Annotated in this window: 20 protein-coding genes; 8 read left to right on the top strand and 12 right to left on the bottom strand. The window is 67.5% G+C overall.

The features are described from left to right. Positions 1-249 precede the first annotated feature (249 nt). Positions 250-1,770, bottom strand: coding sequence for an MFS transporter (locus CFB47_RS18260; protein WP_089461867.1), 1,521 nt, complete (start codon positions 1,768-1,770; stop codon positions 250-252). 144 nt (positions 1,771-1,914) lie between these two features. Between CFB47_RS18260 and CFB47_RS18255 the strand changes: the two genes are divergently transcribed. After that, on the top strand, positions 1,915-2,553 hold the full coding sequence (locus tag CFB47_RS18255) for a TetR/AcrR family transcriptional regulator (protein WP_089459262.1): 639 nt from the start codon (positions 1,915-1,917) through the stop codon (positions 2,551-2,553). 82 nt (positions 2,554-2,635) lie between these two features. Here CFB47_RS18255 and CFB47_RS18250 read toward each other — a convergent pair whose 3' ends face one another. Further along, the gene (locus CFB47_RS18250) at positions 2,636-3,232 is read right to left on the bottom strand and encodes a phospholipid-binding protein MlaC (protein ID WP_089428733.1); all 597 of its coding nucleotides are present in this window, start codon (positions 3,230-3,232) and stop codon (positions 2,636-2,638) included. Between the two features lie 322 nt (positions 3,233-3,554). Between CFB47_RS18250 and CFB47_RS18245 the strand changes: the two genes are divergently transcribed. Both CFB47_RS18245 and CFB47_RS18240 read left to right on the top strand, forming a co-directional pair. Next, positions 3,555-6,188, top strand: a complete 2,634-nt coding sequence (locus CFB47_RS18245) for an MMPL family transporter (protein ID WP_089461866.1) — start codon at positions 3,555-3,557, stop codon at positions 6,186-6,188. After that, positions 6,181-7,143, top strand: coding sequence for a VacJ family lipoprotein (locus CFB47_RS18240; RefSeq protein WP_089461865.1), 963 nt, complete (start codon positions 6,181-6,183; stop codon positions 7,141-7,143). The genes CFB47_RS18245 and CFB47_RS18240 overlap by 8 nt, the downstream gene beginning before the upstream one ends. A gap of 114 nt (positions 7,144-7,257) precedes the next feature. Here CFB47_RS18240 and CFB47_RS18235 read toward each other — a convergent pair whose 3' ends face one another. From CFB47_RS18235 to CFB47_RS18210, 5 genes are all read right to left on the bottom strand, one after another. After that, positions 7,258-7,914 carry a phosphorylase gene (locus CFB47_RS18235; RefSeq protein ID WP_241022391.1) on the bottom strand — a complete coding sequence of 219 codons (657 nt, stop codon included), beginning with the start codon at positions 7,912-7,914 and terminating at the stop codon, positions 7,258-7,260. 51 nt (positions 7,915-7,965) lie between these two features. Next, positions 7,966-9,939, bottom strand: a complete 1,974-nt coding sequence (gene shc / locus CFB47_RS18230; protein ID WP_089461864.1) for a squalene--hopene cyclase — start codon at positions 9,937-9,939, stop codon at positions 7,966-7,968. Positions 9,940-9,954: 15 nt separating this feature from the next. Continuing rightward, a complete protein-coding gene (hpnE, locus tag CFB47_RS18225; protein ID WP_089443731.1) occupies positions 9,955-11,208 on the bottom strand; it encodes a hydroxysqualene dehydroxylase HpnE in 1,254 nt (417 codons plus the stop codon). A 13-nt stretch (positions 11,209-11,221) separates the two neighbouring features. Beyond that, a complete protein-coding gene (gene hpnD / locus CFB47_RS18220) occupies positions 11,222-12,070 on the bottom strand; it encodes a presqualene diphosphate synthase HpnD (protein WP_089461863.1) in 849 nt (282 codons plus the stop codon). A 259-nt stretch (positions 12,071-12,329) separates the two neighbouring features. Continuing rightward, positions 12,330-12,662, bottom strand: coding sequence for a hypothetical protein (locus tag CFB47_RS18210; protein WP_046548815.1), 333 nt, complete (start codon positions 12,660-12,662; stop codon positions 12,330-12,332). Positions 12,663-12,837: 175 nt separating this feature from the next. Between CFB47_RS18210 and CFB47_RS18205 the strand changes: the two genes are divergently transcribed. Next, complete coding sequence (locus CFB47_RS18205) at positions 12,838-13,722, top strand: alpha/beta fold hydrolase (protein WP_089461862.1); 885 nt, start codon at positions 12,838-12,840, stop codon at positions 13,720-13,722. A 54-nt stretch (positions 13,723-13,776) separates the two neighbouring features. Here CFB47_RS18205 and CFB47_RS18200 read toward each other — a convergent pair whose 3' ends face one another. The 3 genes from CFB47_RS18200 to CFB47_RS18190 are packed head-to-tail and all read right to left on the bottom strand — an operon-like array spanning position 13,777 to position 15,699. Further along, the gene (locus CFB47_RS18200; RefSeq protein ID WP_089461861.1) at positions 13,777-14,715 is read right to left on the bottom strand and encodes a GGDEF domain-containing protein; all 939 of its coding nucleotides are present in this window, start codon (positions 14,713-14,715) and stop codon (positions 13,777-13,779) included. Next, a complete protein-coding gene (locus CFB47_RS18195) occupies positions 14,712-15,338 on the bottom strand; it encodes a chemotaxis protein CheC (protein ID WP_089461860.1) in 627 nt (208 codons plus the stop codon). Before CFB47_RS18195 ends, CFB47_RS18200 begins: the two co-directional genes overlap by 4 nt. Next, a complete protein-coding gene (locus tag CFB47_RS18190; protein ID WP_039344648.1) occupies positions 15,331-15,699 on the bottom strand; it encodes a response regulator in 369 nt (122 codons plus the stop codon). Before CFB47_RS18190 ends, CFB47_RS18195 begins: the two co-directional genes overlap by 8 nt. Before the next feature lie 20 nt (positions 15,700-15,719). Here CFB47_RS18190 and CFB47_RS18185 point away from each other — a divergent pair, with 20 nt between their 5' ends. After that, positions 15,720-16,061 (top strand): hypothetical protein, encoded by a 342-nt coding sequence (locus CFB47_RS18185; protein WP_089443727.1) that lies wholly within the window; start codon positions 15,720-15,722, stop codon positions 16,059-16,061. A 108-nt stretch (positions 16,062-16,169) separates the two neighbouring features. Beyond that, the gene (locus tag CFB47_RS18180) at positions 16,170-18,428 is read left to right on the top strand and encodes a hybrid sensor histidine kinase/response regulator (protein WP_089461859.1); all 2,259 of its coding nucleotides are present in this window, start codon (positions 16,170-16,172) and stop codon (positions 18,426-18,428) included. A gap of 52 nt (positions 18,429-18,480) precedes the next feature. Here CFB47_RS18180 and CFB47_RS18175 read toward each other — a convergent pair whose 3' ends face one another. Beyond that, a complete protein-coding gene (locus tag CFB47_RS18175; protein WP_011353625.1) occupies positions 18,481-19,035 on the bottom strand; it encodes an NADPH-dependent FMN reductase in 555 nt (184 codons plus the stop codon). A 368-nt stretch (positions 19,036-19,403) separates the two neighbouring features. Between CFB47_RS18175 and CFB47_RS18170 the strand changes: the two genes are divergently transcribed. Both CFB47_RS18170 and CFB47_RS18165 read left to right on the top strand, forming a co-directional pair. Continuing rightward, positions 19,404-20,003 (top strand): RNA polymerase factor sigma-70, encoded by a 600-nt coding sequence (locus tag CFB47_RS18170; protein WP_011353624.1) that lies wholly within the window; start codon positions 19,404-19,406, stop codon positions 20,001-20,003. Next, positions 19,981-20,202, top strand: a complete 222-nt coding sequence (locus CFB47_RS18165; protein WP_089461858.1) for a zf-HC2 domain-containing protein — start codon at positions 19,981-19,983, stop codon at positions 20,200-20,202. Before CFB47_RS18170 ends, CFB47_RS18165 begins: the two co-directional genes overlap by 23 nt. 134 nt (positions 20,203-20,336) lie before the next feature. Here the strand turns inward: CFB47_RS18165 and arsC are convergent, their stop codons facing one another. Further along, entirely contained in the window at positions 20,337-20,696 is a 360-nt protein-coding gene (gene arsC / locus CFB47_RS18160; RefSeq protein WP_089428722.1) for an arsenate reductase (glutaredoxin), read from the bottom strand. Positions 20,697-21,117 lie beyond the last annotated feature (421 nt).

The following is a 21,117-nucleotide window of genomic DNA, read 5'->3' as shown; positions in this document are numbered from 1 at the left end:
CATCACTTGCATTCGCCTTCACGGGTTGGAGAATCAGTCGCCACCGCGTCACGGCAAAAAAATTGGCATCTTCGTTGGTCGCCTTGGCAGTTCCCACGATGCTCATGTACATCGGCACATATGTCATTCGATAGCTTGGTCGAATGAACAGCGGTGAGAATGCGCTCTTCGTCGGATGACGTGATCTGAAAGCCGTTCTTGCCGCCGCCGTGCGTGTCGTGACACGCATGAAAAGTTGATCGACCACTGTCATTCCGATTGTGACGACGTCACGCACGCCGCCGCGCGTCCCGGCTGCTTCTCCGTTTCACGCCGCATCATCAGCATTACCGCAACTACAATACTGAGGATCCCGGAACACAAAACCGCGATCGAAAACCCGTGCGCCATCGCGTCCCGATACGCACCGAGTTGCGCCGGCCGCCCCGCAGCAAACACATGCTCCATCACCGCCTGCCGCGCAAGTGTATCCGCCTGTGCGCTACCCGCCGCCTGCATCGCGGCCGTCATCCGGTGCAGCGCACCGACGCTCATCATGCTGCCGAGCACCGCGATGCCCATGCTCATCCCCGTCTGGCGCAACGCGTTCATCGTCGCCGACGCCATGCCCGCGCGTTCGGCCGGCGCCCGTTCCATCACGGTCATGCCGGTCGCGGGCACCGCGAGCCCCATGCCGACGCCGAGCACCGCCAGCGCGACACCGACCGGCCCATACGGCGTGCCCGCACCGAAGCCGGCCATGACCGCGAGCATCGCGCCGATCAACCCGTATCCCCCCACCATCAGCGCATGCAACGGAATACGCGCCGCGATGCGCCCGAACAGCATCGACGTGATCGCCGTCATCACGAACTGCGGCATCAGTTGCCAGCCGGCCTCGGCCGGCGTGCGCCCCTGCGCCTGCTGCAGGAACAGCGACAGGAAGAACAAACTGCTGTACCCCGAGAACCCGAGCACGAACGACGCGAGATTGGCGCGCACCAGCCGCCGATCGCGAAACAGCCAGACCGGCAGCAGTGGCCGCTCGACACGCGTCTCGACTCGCACGAACACGACGAACGCCACCGCGGCGCCCGCCAGCGGCGCGAGCACCTTCGCGTGCCACGCGCCGGCTTCGCCGATACCGATCAGCCCGTACGTGAGCAACCCGAGCCAGATCACGCTCAGCGCCTGGCCGAGCGGATCGAACGCCGCATGCTGCGGATGCCGGCGCTCCGGAATGCCCCATGCGCCGAGCAGCACGGTCACGACGCCGATCGGCACGTTGACGAGGAAGATGTTCTGCCATCCGCCATGCTCGACGAGCAGGCCGCCCACCAGCGGCCCGAGGATCAGCGCGAGCGCGCTGAACGCGGACCACCCGCCGATCGCGCGGGCACGCTCGCGCGCATCGGGAAATGCATGCGTGAGGATCGGCATCGCGCCCGGTATCAGCAACGCACCGGCGAGCCCCTGGATCGCGCGGCCAATCAGCAGCGGCTCGGTGCTGCCCGCGCATGCGCACACCACTGACCCCACCGTGAACAGGACGACGCTGGCGAGCCACACGCGCTTGTGTCCGTAGCGATCGCCAAGCGGCACGGCCGACAGCATGAATGCGGACAGCGTCAGCGCATACGCATTGACGACCCACTGGAGGCCGCCGATATCGGTATCGAGCGCCGTCTGCAGCGTCGGCAGCGCGACGTTGACGATGCTGATGTCGAGCGTGGCGAGAAAGGTGCCGAGACAGGCGGCCAGGACGAGTGCGGCGCGACGGTAGCGAGGCATGGTGGTCAGCCCTTGACGGGCATCGAGATGAGAATGATTCTCATCATATATATCGACCGACCGTCGGTCAATGGATTGCGTTGGCGGTGAGCAGGACGCTGGCCTAAACTGCGGGCTTTGCATGAACGGGCGTCGAGCCGCGCGATGACGGACAGGACCAAGGCAGGACACAGGACAGTGAAAGACGACACGCCGGCAGGCAAGCCGCGCACGAAGCCGGCGGAAGTGCGCCTCGAGGAACTGATGGCGGCGGCCGAGACGCTGTTTCTCGCGCAGGGCGTGGAAGCGACGACCGTCAGCGAGATCGTCGAACACGCGCAGGTCGCGAAGGGCACGTTCTATCACTACTTCGAATCGAAGTCCGACATGCTCGCCGCGCTCGCGCAGCGCTACACGGCGTCGTTCCTCGGCCGTTTGCAGCACGCGGTGGACTCGTGCGACGCCGACGACTGGCTCGCGCGCCTGCGCGCGTGGATCCGCGCCAACATCGAAACCTACGCGGCGACCTACCGCACGCACGACATCGTCTATACGAACCACCATCACCACGATCGCGCGAATGCCGACAAGAACGCGATCCTCGACCAGCTCGGCGCGATTCTCGACGGCGGCGCACGGGCCGGCACCTGGCGGCTCGCGCACCCGCAGGTCACCGCGCTGCTGATCTATGCGGGCGTGCATGGTGCGACCGATCACATCATCGCGACGCCGGAAGCGGATCGTGCCGCGTTCGTCGATGCGGTCGTCGACGATTGCCTGCGGATGCTCGGCGTCGGCGCGTAACGCGCCGCCAGCGCACCGCCATGAAAAAGGGCGCCCGAGGGCGCCCTTCGTGCATCCGGAATCCGGATCGCTCAGCGGCCGATCAGTTCGTCCGCGAATTGTGCTTCTGCAGGTACGCGATCAGCCCATCGATGCCGCCCGATGCGAGCTGGCTCTTGAACTGGCCCTGGTAGACCTGGATCAGCCACGCGCCCGACATGTCGATGTCGTAGATCTTCCAGTCGTTGCCGACCTTGCCGAGACGATAGCCGACCGACTGGCTGTCGCCCGGCGTCGTGACCGTCGACTGGACGAGCGCGTCGGCGCCTGACGCGCCGCCCGCCTTGAACGAGAACTTCGCGTCCTGGCTGCCGAGCTGCGCGAGCGACGCGGCGTAGGTGCGCGTCATCAGCAGCCTGAACTGCTTGTACAGCTCCTGCTGCTGTTGCGGCGTGGCCTGCTTCCACGCGTCACCGACCGCGATGCGGGTCGTGCGCTCGAAGTTGGTCGCGGGCAGGAAGCGCTGCTCGACGACCGCCGAGACCTTCGCCATGTCACCGCCGCGTGCGGCCGGATCGGCCTTCATCGCGTTGACGGTGCCCTCGACCGCATTGCGGACGATATCGACCGGCGCGCTCTGCGCGAAAGCGGAAACCGACACGGCGGCCGCCGCGACGAAAGCAAACAGATGACGTTTCATACGAATATCGCTCGATGAGAAAAAACGACCGGTTCATTGCACCGGCCGACGGAGCAAAGTATACCGGGCTCGACGCCTCGGTGCGCCGCCGTGACCGACTGTTACCTTTCAGATCCTTTGTCACAGGCCCGCGGCGGGGCGTCGAAGCAGCGCGGCGCCGTTTATGTAAATATCCCCTTACAAACCGGCCGGCCATCGGTATCGATTCCGCCGCCACGAACAATTCTCCTTCCCTTCTCGTAACCCCCAACGTCACGACCGCCGCCACGCTGCGCCGGTATACTTGGCTACTTTGCCCTTTCCAGCCGCTCCCCACCGCCACATGGTGACATCTCTCATCGTCCGACTCGTTGCATGGTCGGTACGCCGGCCCGTCTGGGTCGTCGTGCTGTCGCTCATCATCGCCGCGCTCAGCGGCGTCTATGTCGCGCAGCATTTCAAGATCAACACCGACATCAGCAAGCTCGTCGATGCGGAACCGCAATTTGCCGCGCTCGGCCACGCGGTCGACACAGCGTTCCCGCAACGCAACGGCACGATCCTCGCGGTCGTCGAGGCGCCCGCGCCCGAATTCGCGAATGCCGCCGCGCAGGCGCTGACCGACGCGCTGCAGAAGGATGCCGCCGCCGGCCGCATCGGCCAGGTCGCCGAGCCCGGCGGCGGGCCGTTCTTCGAGCACAACGGGCTGCTGTTCCTGTCGCCGCAGGAAGTCACCGACACGACCGCGCAGCTCGCGAGCGCACGCCCGCTCGTCAACGAACTCGCGAAGAACCCGAGCCTGACCGGGCTCGCCACGACGCTCTCCACCACGCTCGGCCAGCCGCTGCTGACCGGCCAGGTGAAACTGCCCGCGATGGCGAAGCTGCTCGCGCGCAGCGCCGCGACGGTCGACGACGTGCTGGCCGGCAAGCCGGCCGCGTTCTCGTGGCGCGCGCTGGTCGACAACGATGCCGCGCGGCAGCCCGCGCGCGCGTTCGTCACCGTGCAGCCCGTGGTCAACTACGGCGCGCTGAAGGCCGGCGCGGCAACCAGCCAGGTGATCCGCGACGCGGCCCGTTCGATCGACCTCGAGAAGCGCTACGGCGCGGTCGTGCGCCTGACCGGCGAACAGCCGCTCGCCGACGACGAATTCGCGTCGGTCGAGGACGGCGCGGCGCTCAACGGCGTCTTCACGCTGCTCGCCGTGCTCGTCATCCTGTGGCTCGCGCTGCGCTCGAAGCGGATGATCGGCTCGGTGCTCGTCACGCTGTTCGTCGGCCTCGTCGTGACCGCCGCGCTCGGCCTCGCGATGGTCGGCTCGCTGAACATGATCTCGGTCGCGTTCATGGTGCTGTTCGTCGGCCTCGGCGTCGATTTCTCGATCCAGTACGGCGTGAAGTACCGCGAGGAGCGCTTCCGCGATCCGCGCATCGACCACGCGCTGATCGGCGCCGCGCACTCGATGGGCATGCCGCTCGCGCTGGCCACCGCGGCCGTCGCGGCGAGCTTCTTCTCGTTCATCCCCACCGCCTATCGCGGCGTGTCCGAGCTCGGCCTGATCGCGGGCGTCGGGATGTTCGTCGCGCTGCTCACCACGCTCACGCTGCTGCCCGCGTTGCTGCGCCTGTTCGCGCCGCCGGGCGAATCGAAGACGCCGGGCTTTCCGTGGCTCGCGCCGGTCGACGATTACCTCGACCGCCATCGCAAGCCGATCCTGATCGGCACGCTCGTGGTCGTGATCGGCGCGCTGCCGCTGCTCGCGTTCCTGCGCTTCGACTTCAACCCGCTGCACCTGAAGGATCCGAACAGCGAATCGATGGCGACGCTGCTCGCGCTGAAGGATTCGCCGGAAGCCGCCGTCAACGACGTCACGCTGCTCGCGCCGTCGCTCGCGGAGGCCGATGCGGCCGCGAAGCGCCTCGACGCGCTGCCCGAAGTCGGCCGCACGACCACGCTGTCGACCTTCATCCCCGCCGACCAGCCGGCCAAGCGCGCGGCGATCGCCGCGGCCGCGAGCGACCTGCTGCCCGCGCTGACGCAGCCGCCCGCGCCGCCCGCGACCGACGCGCAGCGCGTCGCCGCGCTCAAGCGCGTGTCGGACCTGCTGAGCTATGCGGCCGAAGATCACCCGGGCCCGGGCGCGGCCGCCGCGCAGCACCTGTCCGCGTCGCTCGCGAAGCTCGCCGCCGCGGATGCCGCGACGCGCGACCGCGCCGAACGCGCGTTCTCCGACACGCTGCGCATCGCGCTGAACCAGCTCGCGTCGCTGCTGCAACCGCAGGACGTCACGCGCGAATCGCTGCCGCCGCAGCTGGTGCGCGACTGGGTCGCGCCGGACGGCCATGCGCTCGTGCAGATCTCGCCGAAGGTGCCGAAGGGCGTCGACCCGGGCGACGACACGATGCTGCGCCGCTTCGCGAAGGCCGTGAAAGCCGCGGAGCCGGGCACGACCGGCGGGCCGATCTCGATCCTGCATTCGGCCGACACGATCATCAACGCGTTCCTGCATGCGGCGCTGTGGTCGATCATCTCGATCACGGTCCTGCTGTGGGTCACGCTGCGCCGCTTCGGCGACGTGCTGCGCACGCTGGTGCCGCTGCTCGTGTCGGGCGTCGTGACGCTCGAGCTGTGCGTCGTGCTCGGCATGCCGCTCAACTTCGCGAACATCATCGCGCTGCCGCTGATGCTCGGCGTCGGCGTCGCGTTCAAGGTGTATTTCGTGATGGCGTGGCGCGCGGGGCAAACCGGGTTGCTGCACTCGAGCCTCACGCATGCCGTCCTGTTCAGCGCCGCGACGACGGCGACCGCATTCGGCAGCCTGTGGCTGTCGCACCACCCGGGCACGTCGAGCATGGGCAAGCTGCTCGCGCTGGCCCTGACCTGCACGCTGATCGGCGCCGTGGTGTTCCAGCCTGTCCTGATGGGCAAACCGCGCGTCAAACGCGCCAAGAACCAATCGCAAGGAATCAATGAATAAGGTGCGAATCATTGCGGCGACCGTTGCCGCCAGCGCGGCGCTGACCGGCTGCGCGACGGGGCCGAACCGCAACCCCAACGACCCGCTCGAGCCGATGAACCGGGCGATGTACAAGTTCAACGACACCGTCGACACGAACATCGCCCAGCCGATCGCGAAGGGGTACCAGAAGGTCACGCCGACGCCCGTGCGCACCGCGATCAGCAACTTCTTCTCGAACCTCGGCGATCTCGGCAACATCGCGAACAACCTGCTGCAGCTCCGCATCACCGATGCCACCGAGGATCTGATGCGCGTGGCGATGAACTCGGTGTTCGGCGTCGCCGGCCTGATCGACATCGCGACGCCCGCCGGGCTGCCGAAGCATCACCAGGACTTCGGCCTGACGATGGCGCGCTGGGGCGTGCCGTCGGGCCCGTACCTCGTGCTGCCCGTGTTCGGGCCGAGCACGATCCGCGACGGCGTCGGCCGCGCGGTGGACGTGCGCTTCAACCTGCTGAACTACATCGAGCCGGCCGCACGCAACCCGATGTACATCGCGCAGTTCATCAGCGCGCGTTCGGACCTGCTCGGTGCAACCGACCTGCTGAAACAGGCCGCGCTCGATCCGTATTCGTTCGTGCGCGACGCGTACCTGCAGCAGCGCAAGTCGCTGACGTATCGCAGCCAGTCGTCGTCGGCCGCGCTGCCGACCTACAACGAGCCGGGTGAAGCGGGCGCCGTGCCGGCCGCGACGCCGGCCGTGCCGGGGTTGCCGAACTACGAGGATCCGGGCGAGTCGGGCGGCGCATCGGGCGCCACGCCGAACAATGCACCGGCCGCGCCGGGATTGCCGCAGTACGACGATCCGGGCGCGGACAACGCGATGCCCGCGAGCGCGCCTGCTGCTGCGCCTGCTGCGGCATCGACGGCCGCACCCGCGACGCCTGCGAGCGCGCCGGCCGTGCAGCAGTAACGTTGCAGCGGCCACCGCCGCAAAGACAAAGAGCGCTGCAAATGCAGCGCTCTTTTTTTGTCCGCGAGAAACGGAAAACCGGGGGAGAAGGGCGAGACGGGCGGCGCGCGCCGCTCAGGCGATCCGCATCGCACCGGCACGCTCGAACGCGTGTCGCGCCTGGATCAGCGTCGTGCGCGCCGCGCGCGCATCGCTCGCGACCTGCAGCAGCGGGCCGAGCTGCGACGGCTGCTTCAGCAGTTCACGCAGGATCGGCAGGATCGCCGTGCTGCCGTCGTCGCGCAGGCCGGCCGTCGCCGCGCGCGGCAACGTGCGCCACGCCGGATCGACGATCGCGCGGCACACCGCGAACGGTACGCCGCGCGCCGCCGCGAAGGCCGCCGCGATATGCGACTCCATGTCGACGGCGAGCGCGTCCTTCGCGCGATGCAGCGACGTCTTGTCCTGCTCGCTGATGACCGGTGCGCCGACGGCCGCGATCGTGCCGCGCGTGACGCGCGCCCAGACGGGCGTGTCGTGCAGCGCGGCGACGAGCCGTGCACTCCAGCCTGCGTCGGTCTCGACACGGCCGAACGGCCCGTCGATCGCGCTCGCGACCACGAGCGCGCCGGGCGCCAGGTCGGGTGCGAGCCCGCCCGCCGTGCCGAAGCTCACGATGCCCGCGCAACCGCGCGCGGTCGCCTCGGTCAGCGCGCGTTCGAGGCGGTCGGCCCGTGCGGCAAAGACGGCTTCGACGCCGTCGCCGCGCGCGATGCGCGCCTCGAACGCCATCCCCGTCACGGCGATGACGGGCAGCGAGCCGGTGGATTGCGGCGCCACCCGTTACAGCCCGACCGTCACGCGCGTGGTGTTGTCGCGCTTCAGGTTGCGATAGCGGGCGAGCGCCCACAGCGGGAAGAACTTGCGATAGCCGTGGTAGCGCAGGTAGAACACGCGCGGGAAGCCCGTCGCCGTGAAGCGCGTCTCGTCCCACAGGCCTTCGTCGTTCTGCTCGGCGATCAGGTAGTCGATGCCACGCGCCACCGCCGGGTTGTTCACCTCGCCGGCCGCCATCAGGCCGAGCAGCGCCCATGCGGTTTGCGACGCAGTGCTCGGCGCCTGCTCGAAACCGCGATAGTTCAGCTTGTAGCTGTCGCCGTCCTCGCCCCAGCCGCCGTCCTTGTTCTGGATCGACAGCAGCCACTGCGCGCCGCGCTTCATGCGCGGATCGTCCGGCGTCAGGCCGGCCGCGTTCAGCGAGCACAGTGCCGTCCACGTGCCGTACACGTAGTTCATTCCCCAGCGGCCATACCAGCTGCCGTCCGGTTCCTGCTCCTTGAGCATGTAGTCGAGTGCGCGACGCGCCGGCTCGCTGTTCAGCGGCGTCTCGCCGAGCTGCGACAGCATCGACAGGCAGCGGCCCGACACGTCGGCCGTCGGCGGATCGAGCAGCGCGCCGTGATCCGAGAACGGGATGTTGTTCAGGTAGTACTGCGTGTTTTCCGGTTCGAACGCGCCCCAGCCGCCGTCGCTGCTCTGCATCCCGACGACCCACTCGCGCGCCCGCGCGATCGAATCGCGATACGCGTCGTTCTGCTTGAGTTGCTGCGCGCGCTCCATCGCCACCGCGACCACCGCCGTATCGTCGACGTCCGGGTAGTGTGCGTTCGCGTACTGGAACGCCCAGCCGCCGGGCCGCACGTGCGGGCGGCGCGAGATCCAGTCGCCGCGCACGTCGAGAATCTGCAGCGGACGCAGCCATTCGAGGCCGCGGATCGCGGCATCCTCGGCACGCGCGTCGCGCGTTTCGAGCAGCGCGTGCGCGGCGAGCGACGTGTCCCACACCGGCGACAGGCACGGCTGGCAATACGCTTCGTCATCGTGCACGACGAGCAGCTTCTCGATCGACTTGCGCGCGATCGCGCGGTTCGGGTGATCTTCTGCGTAGCCGAGCGCGTCGTACATCATCACCGCGTTGGCCATCGCCGGATAGATCGCGCCGAGGCCGTCCTCGCCGTTCAGGCGCTCGTCGACGAACGACACGGCCTGACGGATCGCGCGTTCGCGCGTGTAGTTCGGGAACAGGCCGTCGGCCGCGCGCAATGCATGGTCGACCACGCGGAAGAACGCGAACCAGCCGGGGCTCTGGTGGCCCTGGCGCGGCAGCAGCCCGGCGTTGACGGGCGGATCGATGAACAGTTCGTCGATGCGCACGCCGCGCGGGTTCTGCGCGAGCGGGCGCTTCGCGTTCAGCACGAGCAGCGGCACGATCACCGTGCGCGCCCAGTACGACACCTTCGATAGATGGAACGGGAACCACTGCGGCAGCAGCATGATCTCGACCGGCATCATCGGCACTGCGCGCCACGGAATCGCGCCGTACAGCGCGAGCTGGATGCGCGTGAACACGTTCGACATCTCGGCGCCGCCCATCGCGTGGATGGCACGGCGCGCACGCTGCATGTGCTCGGCGTTCTCGTCGTCGCCGATCACCTTCAGCGCGAAATACGCCTTCACGCTCGCGCTGATGTTCGGCGCGCCGTCGGTGAACAGCGGCCAGCCGCCGTCGGCCTGCTGGATGCGGCGCAGATACTTGCCGATCTTCTGTTCGAGCTCGAGGTTCGGCGTCTCGCCGAGATAGTGGACGAGCAGCACGTATTCGGCGGGAATCGTCGAATCGGCTTCGAGTTCGTAGACCCAGTGGCCATCCGCGTTCTGCGCGGCCAGCAGCGCGTCGGTCGCACGCACGACGGCCGTATCGACGCCGGCCGGCACGGCGCCGGCGGACAGGGTAGCCATTTCGGTGAGATCGTTCATCGGTCCCTCTTTTACTTACTGTGTCTGGAGCACGTCCGCGGCCAGCTGGCCGGAGCGGATCGCACCCTCGATCGTGGCGGGCAAGCCGGTGGCAATCCAGTCGCCCGCCAGCACGAGATTGGTCCAGCGCGTACGCACGGCCGGACGTTTCATTTCCTGCGACGGCACCGCCGCAAAGCCCGCGCGCGGCTCGACGACGAGCTGCCACGCGGGAATGGTTTCCGGGTTCGCGCCGGTCACGCGCGCGACGTCTTCCCAGATGCGCCGCGCGAGCGTGTCGCGCGGCGTGTCGAGCCAGCGGCCCGCGTCGCGGATCGTCGCCGCGAGCTGGCCGCCGCCGGTGCGCACCGTATCGACAACGCCGTTGATGACGGTGGTCTGCAGCGGATTGCCGGCCGGGGTTTCGACCGCGAAATACGCGGTCACGACCGCACTGAACGTGTCGGGCGCGGTGAGTTCGGGCACGAGCGGCTGCGCGACCTCGGGTGGCACGGCCAGCACGACGGCGTCGCCCGGCGCGAGATCGATCCGCTCGCCGCCGACAGAAACCGCATCGACCGCGTTGCCGTGCGCGCCGAATTCGAATGCGTCGAGCCTCGAATTCAGCCGGATCTGCGCGCCGCCGTGCTGCAGCATCCGCAGCGCCGGTTCGACGAATGCACTGCCGAGGCCGTGTCGCGCGACGAGCGGACGGCAAGCGGGGCCGCCCGCGGAAAACGTGCTGCACAGCGCCGCGCGCGCGAGTTCGGCACTCGCGTGACGCGGCTCGACGTTCAGCACACCGAGGAAATACGGCCGCAGCCAACGTTCCCACAACATGCCGTCGCATCGCATCGTCTGTGCGAGTGAGCGGCCCATGCGCGCGAACGCGAGCGGGGCGAGCGCGAGGTAGTCGAGCGGCGTCGTGTCCGGCGCGCGCGACGCGGCATCGAACAGCCACGATGGCCAGCGCCCGTTGCCGAAGCGCAGCGTCCAGCGCTGCTGCGACGCGACGTCGACGACCGGGAATTCAGGCAGTGCGGGCCCCGTGAGCTGGTCGGCCGCGCCGATCGCGCGCAGGTAGCGCTGCGTCGCGGGCTGTCCCGCGAACACCGTGTGCAGCCCGCTGTCGAGCGTCGTGTTCAGCGTCCCGTCGAACCACGAGCGGCAGCGGCCGCCCGCATGCGCGTGCGCGTCGTGCAGCACGATGCGTCGCCCGCGGCGTTGCAGTTCGACCGCGGCCGACAGGCCGGCAACGCCGGCGCCGATCACGTGGACGGTCCTGGGCATCGACTCGGTCGGCTCAGAACAGCGCGTAGCGCGCGGCGATCATCAGCATGCGTGCTTTCGGCTTGCGCAGCGGCGCGCGCGGGAACGCAAAGCCGCGTGCGATCGCGGCTTCGAGGATGCAGCGATACGCGCCCGACATGATGCGCGGCGCCTTCACCTGCGCACGCGCGCAGGTGTCCATCACCGCGTCGGCCTGGCGGAAGTGCTCGAGCGCGCGCTCGACGAGCGTCGCGCACACGCGCGGCAGCGCCGGATCGCGCACGATCGTCGCCGGGTCGGTGATCGCGATGCCTTCGCGCGCGAGCAGCTCGCGCGGCAGGTAGCAACGGTTGATCGCCGCATCGTCGTCGATGTCGCGCAGGATGTTCGTCAGTTGCAGCGCGCGGCCGAGGTGATGCGACAGCTTGATCCCTTCGGCTTCCGGCATCCCGAAAATCCTCACCGACAGCCGGCCGGCCGCGCTCGCCACGCGATCGCAGAAGAGGTCGAGCGTCGGTTCGTCGGGCGCGCAGATGTCTTCGACCGCATCCATCGCCATCCCGTCGATCATCGCGTGGAAGTCGTCGCGCTGCAGGTTGAATGCGCGGATCTCGCGATCGAGCGCGGCCAAGTGGCGCGGCGGGCGGCCGGCGAAGCACGCGTCGATGTCCGCGCGCCAGCGGTCGAGGCCCGCGTGGCGCTCGGCGCGCGGCAGGTCACTGTCGGCGATGTCGTCGACCGCGCGGCAAAACGCGTAGACCTGGAACATCGCATCGCGCTGCGCAGCCGGCAGGATGCGCATCGCAAGATAGAAAGAACTGCCCGATGTGACGGCAGCGGCGTCGGTTTCTTGTTCGTTCACGACGGAATGGGAAACGGCCAAGACGAGCTCCACGGAGACACCCACGCGGGGCGATTGAAGAAGCCATGCCCGGCTGGGATGGTCAGGGTGTCAAATGCGTGCGAGATATGCGAACGATCGACACAGACAGGCACAAATTGCCGGCCGGAAGCCGGAATTGGGCGAAAGTATAGCAATCTTTGAAGTTCGATGGCGGACACGCGCCGCATGCGGCGGCAGGCCGGAAGCCGTTGACCGGCAAGCGCGGCCGGCCCGGGCGGGCCCCGGCGCCGGCGGCGCGTCAGCCGTAGACGATGTCGCGTTGCAGGTCGAGCGCAATGAGCCCCATTTCGCGGGTGAGCTGCAGCATCGAGCGGCGTTCGAGGCGCGAGCCCATGAAGCTCGTCACGCGGCCGTCGGGCTCCGCGGTGAACTGGAATGTCGCGCCGCCCGTGCCGAACCACGCGCCGGGCACATCGGGCGATTCCTGCCAGTCGATCTGCGCGAACACGCGGGCGATGCCCGCACGCACCAGGTCGCCCGGGCCGATCGGCGGCGCGATGTCGCCGAGGTCGTCGAGCGAATAGGGGCCGGGCTTGTCCGGCCTCCGGTAGAAGAGGTAGTCGACGTTCATGGGGCGCAATCGCAGGCAAAGCAACAAATTAGCGTGCTTCGCGATAAATTCAAATCGGATACGAACGAAATGTGGCCTGTACGAGACAAGAGGGACAGATCGAATTCGGTCCGTCTGGGCCTATACAGGTTCGTCTAAGATGACACCTTTCTCAAGATCTGAAGACCCGGACACCATGGAGACGAACGCAAGCGCCACCCCGCAGTCCGATCATCCCGTTTTCGTGCTCGTGCACGGCGCCTGGCACGGCGCATGGTGCTACGCGCACGTCGCGGCCGCGCTGGCCGCGCGCGGCCACCTGTCGATCGCGCGTGACCTGCCCGCGCACGGCATCAACGCCCGCTTTCCCGCTTCCTACTTCGCGCGCCCGCTCGACAAGGACGCGTTCGGCGCCGAGCCGTCGCCGGTCGCGAACACGACGCTCGACGATTACGCGACGCAGGTGATGCAGGCAGTCGACGACGCGTACGCACTCGGGCGCGGCAAGGTCGTGCTCGTCGGGCACAGCATGGGCGGCCTCGCGATCACGGCGGCCGCCGAACGCGCGCCGGACAAGATCGCGAAGATCGTCTATCTCGCGGCCTTCATGCCCGCGTCGGGCGTGCCGGGCCTCGATTACGTGCGCGCACCTGAAAACAAGGGTGAAATGCTCGGCCCGCTGATGCTGGCCAGCCCGCGCGTTGCCGGTGCGCTGCGCATCGATCCGCGCAGCGGCGACACCGCGTATCGCGAGCTCGCGAAGCGCGCGCTGTACGACGACGTGCCGCAGGCCGACTTCGAGGCCGTCGCGAACCTGATGAGCTGCGACGTGCCGGCCGCGCCGTTCGCGACCGCGATCCCGACGACCGCCGCGCGCTGGGGCGCGATCGATCGTCACTACATCAAGTGCCTGCAGGATCGCGTGGTCCTGCCCGCGCTGCAGCAGCGCTTCATCGACGAAGCCGACGCATTCGCGCCCGGCAACCCGACCCACGTGCACCAGCTCGACAGCAGCCATTCGCCGTTCATGTCGCAGCCGGCCGTGCTCGCCGGCGTCCTGGCCGACATCGCGAAAATCTGAGCGCGATACGCGCCCGGCGCATCCGCTCCACGAACAGCGGGGCGGATACGCTACCTATGCATACGCGACCGAGCGGTCGCGCCCGAGCCGCTTCGCGCGATAAAGCGCGGCATCGGCCTCGTTGACGAGCACGTCGCTGGTCGGCGCGCCCGCCTTCGCACACGCGCCGCCGACGCTCGCCGTCACCGGCACGCTGACCCCCTCGGCATCGACCGGCACGCTGCCGATCGCATCGCGCACCTTGTCGGCCACGAGCATCGCCTCGTCGAGCGTCGTGCACGGCAGCAGCAGCGCGAATTCCTCGCCGCCGAAGCGGCCGAACGTATCCTGCGCGCGCACGATCGACGCGACGCGACGCGCGGTCTCGCGCAGCACGGCATCGCCGGCCGCATGCCCGAAACGGTCGTTGATCGTCTTGAAATGGTCGAGATCGAACAGCAGCACCGACAGGTCGCCGCCATAGCGCTGCCAGCGCGCGAATTCGTCGCTGAGCCGCGCCTCGAAGAAGCGCCGGTTCGCGATGCCGGTCAGGCCATCGCGATTCGCATGCTCGCGCAGCTTCGCGACCGCTTCCTCGCGCTCGCGCTGCATCACGCTCACATGCGTGACGTCCGAGATCGTCACGCACACGGCTTCGACGTCGCGGCCGCGCGTGAGCGGCATGAACGTGCAGTCCTGCTGCATGTAGTCGACCCCGCCCGTGATCGGCCGGTCGTGCTCGAAGCGGAACAGGTAGGGCCGCTGCTCCCACGAGCTGAACGCGAAGCTGCCGAGCTGGAACACGCTCTCGAGCTTGCGCGACAGCCACGCGCGCGGCAGGTCGGGAAAACAGTCGAACAGGTTGCGGCCGATCACGTCCGCGGCGGGGATGCCGCTGTGGTCCTGCATGAAGCGATTCCACATCAGCACGGTCATCGCGCGGTCGAGCACGAACAGGCCGAAGCCCACCCGCTCGATCACGAGGTCGCTCAGCGACGAGGTGGCGGCCGTCATAGCGCGGACAGCAACGCGTCGAGCGCGTCGCCCATCAGCCGGATCGAATCCTCGGCCATCAGCATCACGAAGTGGGCGCGGAACGCGTGGTCCTCGAGCCCGAAGTTCACTTCCAGCAGCAATGCCACGCTCCAGGCCAGCTCGGTCGGCTGGAATACGTCGTCGAACGACACGTTCGCGCCGAGCAGCCCCGGCGGAAAGAACACCGGCTTGCGGCCGAGCTCGTCGAGGATCGACGCGACGCACGCGCCCATCAGCACGTTCGCGACGTCGAACACGACTTCGTCGGGGGACGCCATCCCGCCGTACACGCCATCGCCGAACGTCCGGTCGACGACCGACATGAGCCGCGCGATGCTCGCGGTGCGGCACAACACGATCGCTTCGCCCTTGATGTCGGAACGAAAACCCTGGCGCACGGCGGTCACGTTGTCGTGAATACCCGTCATCTCGCGCAGCGCGTCACCCGCGTCGGTCGCTTTCACGACCCGCACGCGCGGCACCGACAGCTCGATGAAGTGCCCGAGCAACAACGCGAGCCGCGCGGCGGCACGGCCCATTGCGAGGTTGGCGATCTCCTGCAACGCGTCGCGTTGCTCCGCCGTGAACACCGAGTCAGGCATACAACCCATACTCCTTGAGAATGGGCAGCAATGCCTCCGACGTCACGGGCTTGGCTACGAATGCGATCGCGCCCAATTCGCGCACGCGAGCTTGCGCTTGCGGCTGAATATCGGCGGATACCACGATCACGAACGTGTTCAGATCTTCGTGGCGCAGTGTCTCCAGGACCTGATATCCGCTCATGTCGGGCATCGTCAGGTCCAGAAACATTACGGAAGCTTTGCCGTCACGATAGAGCGCCAAGGCCTCTCGACCATTCGCGGCATACGCGACTTCGACGTCCCAGCCTCCCGGCAGCGCCTTTGTCAGAAGTTTGCGAGCGAGCAGCGAATCGTCGGCAATTACAATCGGCAAAGGCATGGGGCGATGCGGTATACGGAATGGTCTCTCTCGCGTTAACGACCGCGCGGCGCACTTCTTTAGGCGCCATGCGTTCGGGTGCGGGCAACCGTCCGGCAGCCGTGCGCGGGCGCCGCGACGCAGGTGCGCGCGACGCACCGCGCGGCGAACGCCGGCGGGCGCATATATCTGTCATAGGGAAAGCAAGGCGCGATTCTCTGAGTAAACCGGAGGCGATGCAACTCGCCATTTTCAGCATTTCGAACAAAATTGGTCCAAACACGCGCCATTCCGAAAATAGCCCCGAGCATTTTCGAGATAAGCACGCAAAATTTTTCCTTGTGTACGTTTGCGCTGCCGGATTCGTCGCGTTTTCAATCTGACAATTTCCCCCTGTCGAAATCGACAGGATGGCTGGCGTCCGGGGCCGTGCGGCGGCCCGTCGCAACTCGTTTATGATGGCAGGCACCTCTGCCTCACCCGCTTCCTCGATGACGTCCGACCGGCCCGCCGATTCCCACGCTCCCGCCTCCCCGCCCGCCGACGACTGGCAGGACGACGGCAACTATGCGGCCGGTGCGCCCGAGCACGATTTCGCGGTGCGTCGCATGACGCTGATCGTGCTGCTCGTCGCGGCGATCGTGCTGCCGTGCATCTACGTCGTGGTGATGGCGTACAACGACCTGAAGACGCGCGAGGCCGCCGCGAGCGACGTGACGATGCGCACGGTGCGGGTGGCCGAGGAGCACGCGCTCAAGGTGTTCGACCTGAGCGAGACACTCGATGCGCGCATCGTCGATCTCGTGCAGGACATGGACGACGCGACCGTGCGCAACCGGGAATCCGACATCCACGAAGCGCTGAACACGATCGGCGGCGGCTATCCGCAGGTGGCCGCCGTGTCGATCTTCGGCGCGAGCGGGATGCTGCTCGCGAACAGCCTCTACTATCCGGCGCCCTATGCGTCGATCGCGAACCGCGACGACTTCGCCGGCATCCGCGACGGCAAGGTCATCGAACACATCTCGCGGCTGATGATGGGGCCGCTCAAGCTCGAGAACATTCCCGTGTTCAACACGGGCGTCGCGCGACGCCATAGCGACGGTTCGTTCGCCGGGATGGTGTCGATCGCGTTGAAGTCGTCGTATTTCAACGCGTTCTACCGCGACCTGCTCGGCGGCGCGAGCACGCCGATGACGATGGCGCTCGCGCGCTCGGACGGCGCGGTGATCGCGTCTTATCCGCCGCCGCCGGCACTCGCGCACACCGATCGCACCGTCACGTTCGGCGACGCGCGCAACGATCCGCGCGCCGGCGTCGTGCGCGTGCGCCACGACGGCGCGAGCAGCGAGATCGTCGCGTATCGCCAGGTCGGCAGCTATCCCGTCTACGTGACGTGCGCGTACCGCACGTCGGCGATCTGGCATGAATGGTACGAACACCTGAGCGTGCTGTTCATCTCGATGTTCGCCCCGTCGGTCGCGCTGTGGTCCGTGATCTGGCTGTCGCTCAAGCGGCTGAAGGCGGAAGAGGAAGCGTGGGACCGCTGGCAGGCCGAAGCGTCGATGCGGCGCTCGATCGAATCGGCGTACCGGCAGTCGCGCAAGATGCAGGCGCTCGGCAATCTCGTCGGCAGCGTCGCGCACGACTTCAACAACCTGCTGATGATCATCTCGAGCAACGTGCAGATCGCGCGGCGGCGCGGGGTCCAGCATCTCGACAAGGAACTCGGCGCGATCGAACGCGCGCTGAAGAACGGGCAGTCGCTCACGCGCCAGCTCCTCGGTGTCGCGCGCAAGCAGCCGCTGCACAACGAAACGATCGACGTCGGGCAATGGCTCGGCACGTGCCGCGAACTGCTGAAGACATCGCTCGGTTCGAAATCGTCGCTGGTCGTCGCGATCGAGCCCGGTGTCTGGCCGATCCGCGTCGACGTCGCGGAGCTCGAGCTCGCGGTGATCAACCTCGCGGTCAACGCGCGCGACGCGATGACGACCGGCGGCCGCTTCACGGTCGGCGCGCGCAACGTGACGCTGCGTCGCGAGGACGGTTTTCCGCTCACCGGCGATTTCGTACAGATCTCGCTCGACGATACGGGTTCGGGCATGGCGCCCGACGTGCTCGCGCGCGCGTTCGAGCCGCTGTTCACGACGAAGGCGCAGGGGATGGGGACCGGGCTCGGCCTGCCGCAGGTGTTCGCGTTCTGCGAACGCTCGGGCGGCCTCGCGACGATCGACAGCGCGGTCGGTGCCGGCACGTCGGTGCGCCTCTACCTGCCGCGCGCACGCGTCGAGGATGTCGTCGCGCGGCCGCCGGCGGTCGTGCACGATGCGGGAGCGGGGGCGCTCGCCGGGCTGCACGTGCTGCTCGTCGAGGACAACAGCGAAGTCGCGGCCGGCACCGAAGCGCTGCTGTCGCTGCTCGGGCACCGCGTGACCTACGCGCCCACCGCCGACGACGCGTTGCGCCTGATCGAAGGCGCGGCCGCGAACGACGCGTTCGATCTCGTGATTTCGGATATCCACATGCCAGGCCGCCTGAACGGCATCGACCTCGCCGAAGCGGTCGAACAACGGCCGGAGAAACTGCCCGTGATACTCGTCACGGGGTACGCGGAGGAGCTCGACCGCACGCGCACCGTCAACGTCCGCGTGCTGTCGAAACCGTTCGACATCGCGCTGCTCGACGAGATCCTGCTGGGCATCCGTGAAGCGCGCGATGCACGACACGCGCGGCACACCGGCACGTGACCCGCTGCGTGCGGGCCCGCGCCGGTGCCGCCGGCGTGATCGGGTGGGGCGCTCAGGCCGACTTCAGCAAGCGCACCCAGCCCGTGTAGCGATCGACGAAGCCTTGCAGGAACTTGCGGGTGTCTTCGCTGACGATCTGGCCCTGGTCGTCGATGCGCGCCGGATCGTGCTTGATGAACATCTCGGGCTGCCCGAGCGTCTTCACGTCGAGATACGCGAGCACGTTGCGCAGGTGTTGCTGCGCGAGCGCGGTGCCCGTCGCACCCGGCGACGTGCCGAGCACGGCACCCGGCTTGCCCGACCACGAGTTGGAACCCCACGGGCGCGAGCCCCAGTCCAGCGCATTCTTCAGCACGCCCGGAATCGAGCGGTTGTATTCGGGCGTGAAGAACAGCAGCGCGTCGGCGGCCTCGATCGACTGCTTGAAGCGCTTCGCGACTTCCGGGAAATCCGCGTCGTAGTCCTGGCTGTACAGCGGCAGCTCGCCGATCTCGACGAACTCGAACGAGAAATCGGCGGGGGCGAGCGAGATCACGGCGTGTGCGAGCGCGCGGTTCCACGAAGCGCGACGCAGGCTGCCGACCACCACAGCGATGCGATAGGACATGGCATTCTCCTTCCGGTGAGTGAGGAATCGGATCGATTGCTTCCGAACGAGCGACAAAGGTCTGTTTATAGGCAAGCCAGCCCGCGAACCGCCCGACGGGGCCGTCCGGCCGACTTTCCACAAGGTTTTCCACAGAAATTGTGGATAACTCGGCCGTTATGTTCCGACATGACAGATTGCCTACCGCGAGTCGTTGCCGACCCGCGACACAGGGTTCGGCAAGCATAGCGCAGCGCGCCGGCCGGTTTCGTGAATTCGTGACGGAACATGCATTGCAGGCCGGCACCGCGCCCAGTAAGCTGCTCGCACTGCGATGTGCGCGCCCTGTGGCGCACGCGCGATCGCTTCGAGACACTTGCAACCCATCCATGCCGTCCGCCTACGACGATCCCGTTTATCTCGCGCAACTGCGGCGCGATCTGCTGCGCTTCGCGCGGCTCCAGCTCCGTGACGCCGATGCGGCCGAAGACGCCGTGCAGGAAGCGCTCACCGCCGCGTGGTCGCATGCGGGCGATTTCGCCGGGCTGTCGGCGCACAAGACCTGGGTGTTCGGCATCCTGCGCAACAAGCTGATCGACGTGCTGCGCGCGCGGCAGCGGACGGTGAGCCTGTCCGCGCTCGATGCCGAGCTCGACGGCGAATCGGTACTCGATCGCGAGCTATTCAAGGAAAACGGGCACTGGGCCGCGCATGCGAAGCCGCGACCGTGGCCCCGCCCCGAAACGCTGTTGCAGCAGCAGCAGTTCTGGACGCTGTTCGAGGCGTGCCTCGACCACCTGCCGGAGCAGATCGGGCGCGTGTTCATGATGCGCGAATTCCTCGACTTCGAAATGACCGACATCTGCAGCGAATTGACGCTGACGACGAATCATTGCAGCGTGCTGCTTTACCGGGCGCGCACGCGCCTGCGAACCTGCCTGAGTGAACAAGGACTGACGACCGAAGATGCTGCCGGGGAAATGTACTGACGTGACGCGACTGCTGTCGGATGCGCTCGATCGGCATCTGACCCTGCATGAGCGCCTGCAGGTGCGCGTACACCTGCCGACCTGCAGTGGCTGCAGAGCCTACCGCGGGCAGATCGCACTGCTGCGGACGGCCGCGAAAGCGGCGGCGGGGCGGGGGCCTGCCCCGGATGATGACGGTGCGGTGTCCGGGGAAGGCTAGGCGCGGATCGCGTGACGGCAAGTGTCAGGGCGGTGCTGGCATGCTGCCCGGCGCTCGCGCTGGTTTCGATTGCCGACGCTCTTGCTGGTGCTTGCGCTGGGCTGACGCAATCAGAAAAATACGGCGGGCAAGAATTATTCGAACAGTGCCTGCACCGATTCGGGCGGCCGGCCGATAGCGGCCTTGCCGCGGTAAACGACGATGGGTCGTTGCAACAGAATCGGATGAGCGGCAATTGCCGCATAGGCTTCCGCATCGGTCAGATCGGCGCGGGCCAGATTCAGCGCCTTGTACGGCTCCTCACCGTCGCGCAGCATGTCGCGAACCGGGCGGCCAAGCTGCCGATGCAGCGCTTCCAGTTCCTCGACCGTCGGCGGCGTCTTCAGGTACTCGACAACATTCAACGGCGCACCGGTGGTATTCAGCGACTCGACCAACGCAAGCGTCTCGCGCGACTTCGAGCATCGGGGGTTGTGGTAGATCGTGATCATCATTCAGGCCTGAAGGGTAGAGCCCTGTATTGTAGCCAGTCTGTATTGGGGGGCTTGGTGGGGCGGACGACGAGGAATCGGGGGATCGGGCACGGATTCGCAGCTTCGTAGACGCCGACGGATGATGCGGTGTGATGGATCGCGAAAGGGGAGTGCTGGTCGGGACGCGCTTCAATGAATTGGTGGGTTTATGCGCATAAAGGCACGTAGGACTCTATCGCGGGATGGTGATCAGAGGTCCACGCGCCTGGCCGATACGATGGGGTTCGGTCTGCAAAGCGTGTAGCCGGTGGTGCCGCAGGCCGGTTGGTTTATGCGCATAAAGCGGGCGACTGGCGAGCACGGGGATCTCGCGATTCGCGGCGCGGCGAATGCAGACGCTTCAGCGCTTCGGTGGGATGCCTGCCTTCGGTGGGATTGAAGC

The sequence above is a fragment of the Burkholderia sp. AU27893 genome (assembly GCF_002223205.1).
GTDB lineage: Bacteria > Pseudomonadota > Gammaproteobacteria > Burkholderiales > Burkholderiaceae > Burkholderia.
The sequence above is the reverse complement of the archived record's forward strand: the minus strand, read 5'-3'. Positions and strand labels throughout refer to the sequence as shown.

Excerpts from the sequence above, each read along its gene's own strand:
- CFB47_RS18260 (WP_089461867.1), bottom strand. The coding sequence starts at position 1,770 with ATGCCTCGCTACCGTCGCGCCGCACTCGTCCTGGCCGCCTGTCTCGGC.
- CFB47_RS18255 (WP_089459262.1), top strand. The coding sequence starts at position 1,915 with ATGACGGACAGGACCAAGGCAGGACACAGGACAGTGAAAGACGACACG.
- CFB47_RS18250 (WP_089428733.1), bottom strand. The coding sequence starts at position 3,232 with ATGAAACGTCATCTGTTTGCTTTCGTCGCGGCGGCCGCCGTGTCGGTT.
- CFB47_RS18245 (WP_089461866.1), top strand. The coding sequence starts at position 3,555 with ATGGTGACATCTCTCATCGTCCGACTCGTTGCATGGTCGGTACGCCGG.
- CFB47_RS18240 (WP_089461865.1), top strand. The coding sequence starts at position 6,181 with ATGAATAAGGTGCGAATCATTGCGGCGACCGTTGCCGCCAGCGCGGCG.
- CFB47_RS18235 (WP_241022391.1), bottom strand. The coding sequence starts at position 7,914 with ATGGCGTTCGAGGCGCGCATCGCGCGCGGCGACGGCGTCGAAGCCGTC.
- shc (WP_089461864.1), bottom strand. The coding sequence starts at position 9,939 with ATGAACGATCTCACCGAAATGGCTACCCTGTCCGCCGGCGCCGTGCCG.
- hpnE (WP_089443731.1), bottom strand. The coding sequence starts at position 11,208 with ATGCCCAGGACCGTCCACGTGATCGGCGCCGGCGTTGCCGGCCTGTCG.
- CFB47_RS18210 (WP_046548815.1), bottom strand. The coding sequence starts at position 12,662 with ATGAACGTCGACTACCTCTTCTACCGGAGGCCGGACAAGCCCGGCCCC.
- CFB47_RS18205 (WP_089461862.1), top strand. The coding sequence starts at position 12,838 with ATGGAGACGAACGCAAGCGCCACCCCGCAGTCCGATCATCCCGTTTTC.
- CFB47_RS18200 (WP_089461861.1), bottom strand. The coding sequence starts at position 14,715 with ATGACGGCCGCCACCTCGTCGCTGAGCGACCTCGTGATCGAGCGGGTG.
- CFB47_RS18195 (WP_089461860.1), bottom strand. The coding sequence starts at position 15,338 with ATGCCTGACTCGGTGTTCACGGCGGAGCAACGCGACGCGTTGCAGGAG.
- CFB47_RS18190 (WP_039344648.1), bottom strand. The coding sequence starts at position 15,699 with ATGCCTTTGCCGATTGTAATTGCCGACGATTCGCTGCTCGCTCGCAAA.
- CFB47_RS18185 (WP_089443727.1), top strand. The coding sequence starts at position 15,720 with ATGGTCTCTCTCGCGTTAACGACCGCGCGGCGCACTTCTTTAGGCGCC.
- CFB47_RS18180 (WP_089461859.1), top strand. The coding sequence starts at position 16,170 with ATGACGTCCGACCGGCCCGCCGATTCCCACGCTCCCGCCTCCCCGCCC.
- CFB47_RS18175 (WP_011353625.1), bottom strand. The coding sequence starts at position 19,035 with ATGTCCTATCGCATCGCTGTGGTGGTCGGCAGCCTGCGTCGCGCTTCG.
- CFB47_RS18170 (WP_011353624.1), top strand. The coding sequence starts at position 19,404 with ATGCCGTCCGCCTACGACGATCCCGTTTATCTCGCGCAACTGCGGCGC.
- CFB47_RS18165 (WP_089461858.1), top strand. The coding sequence starts at position 19,981 with ATGCTGCCGGGGAAATGTACTGACGTGACGCGACTGCTGTCGGATGCG.
- arsC (WP_089428722.1), bottom strand. The coding sequence starts at position 20,696 with ATGATGATCACGATCTACCACAACCCCCGATGCTCGAAGTCGCGCGAG.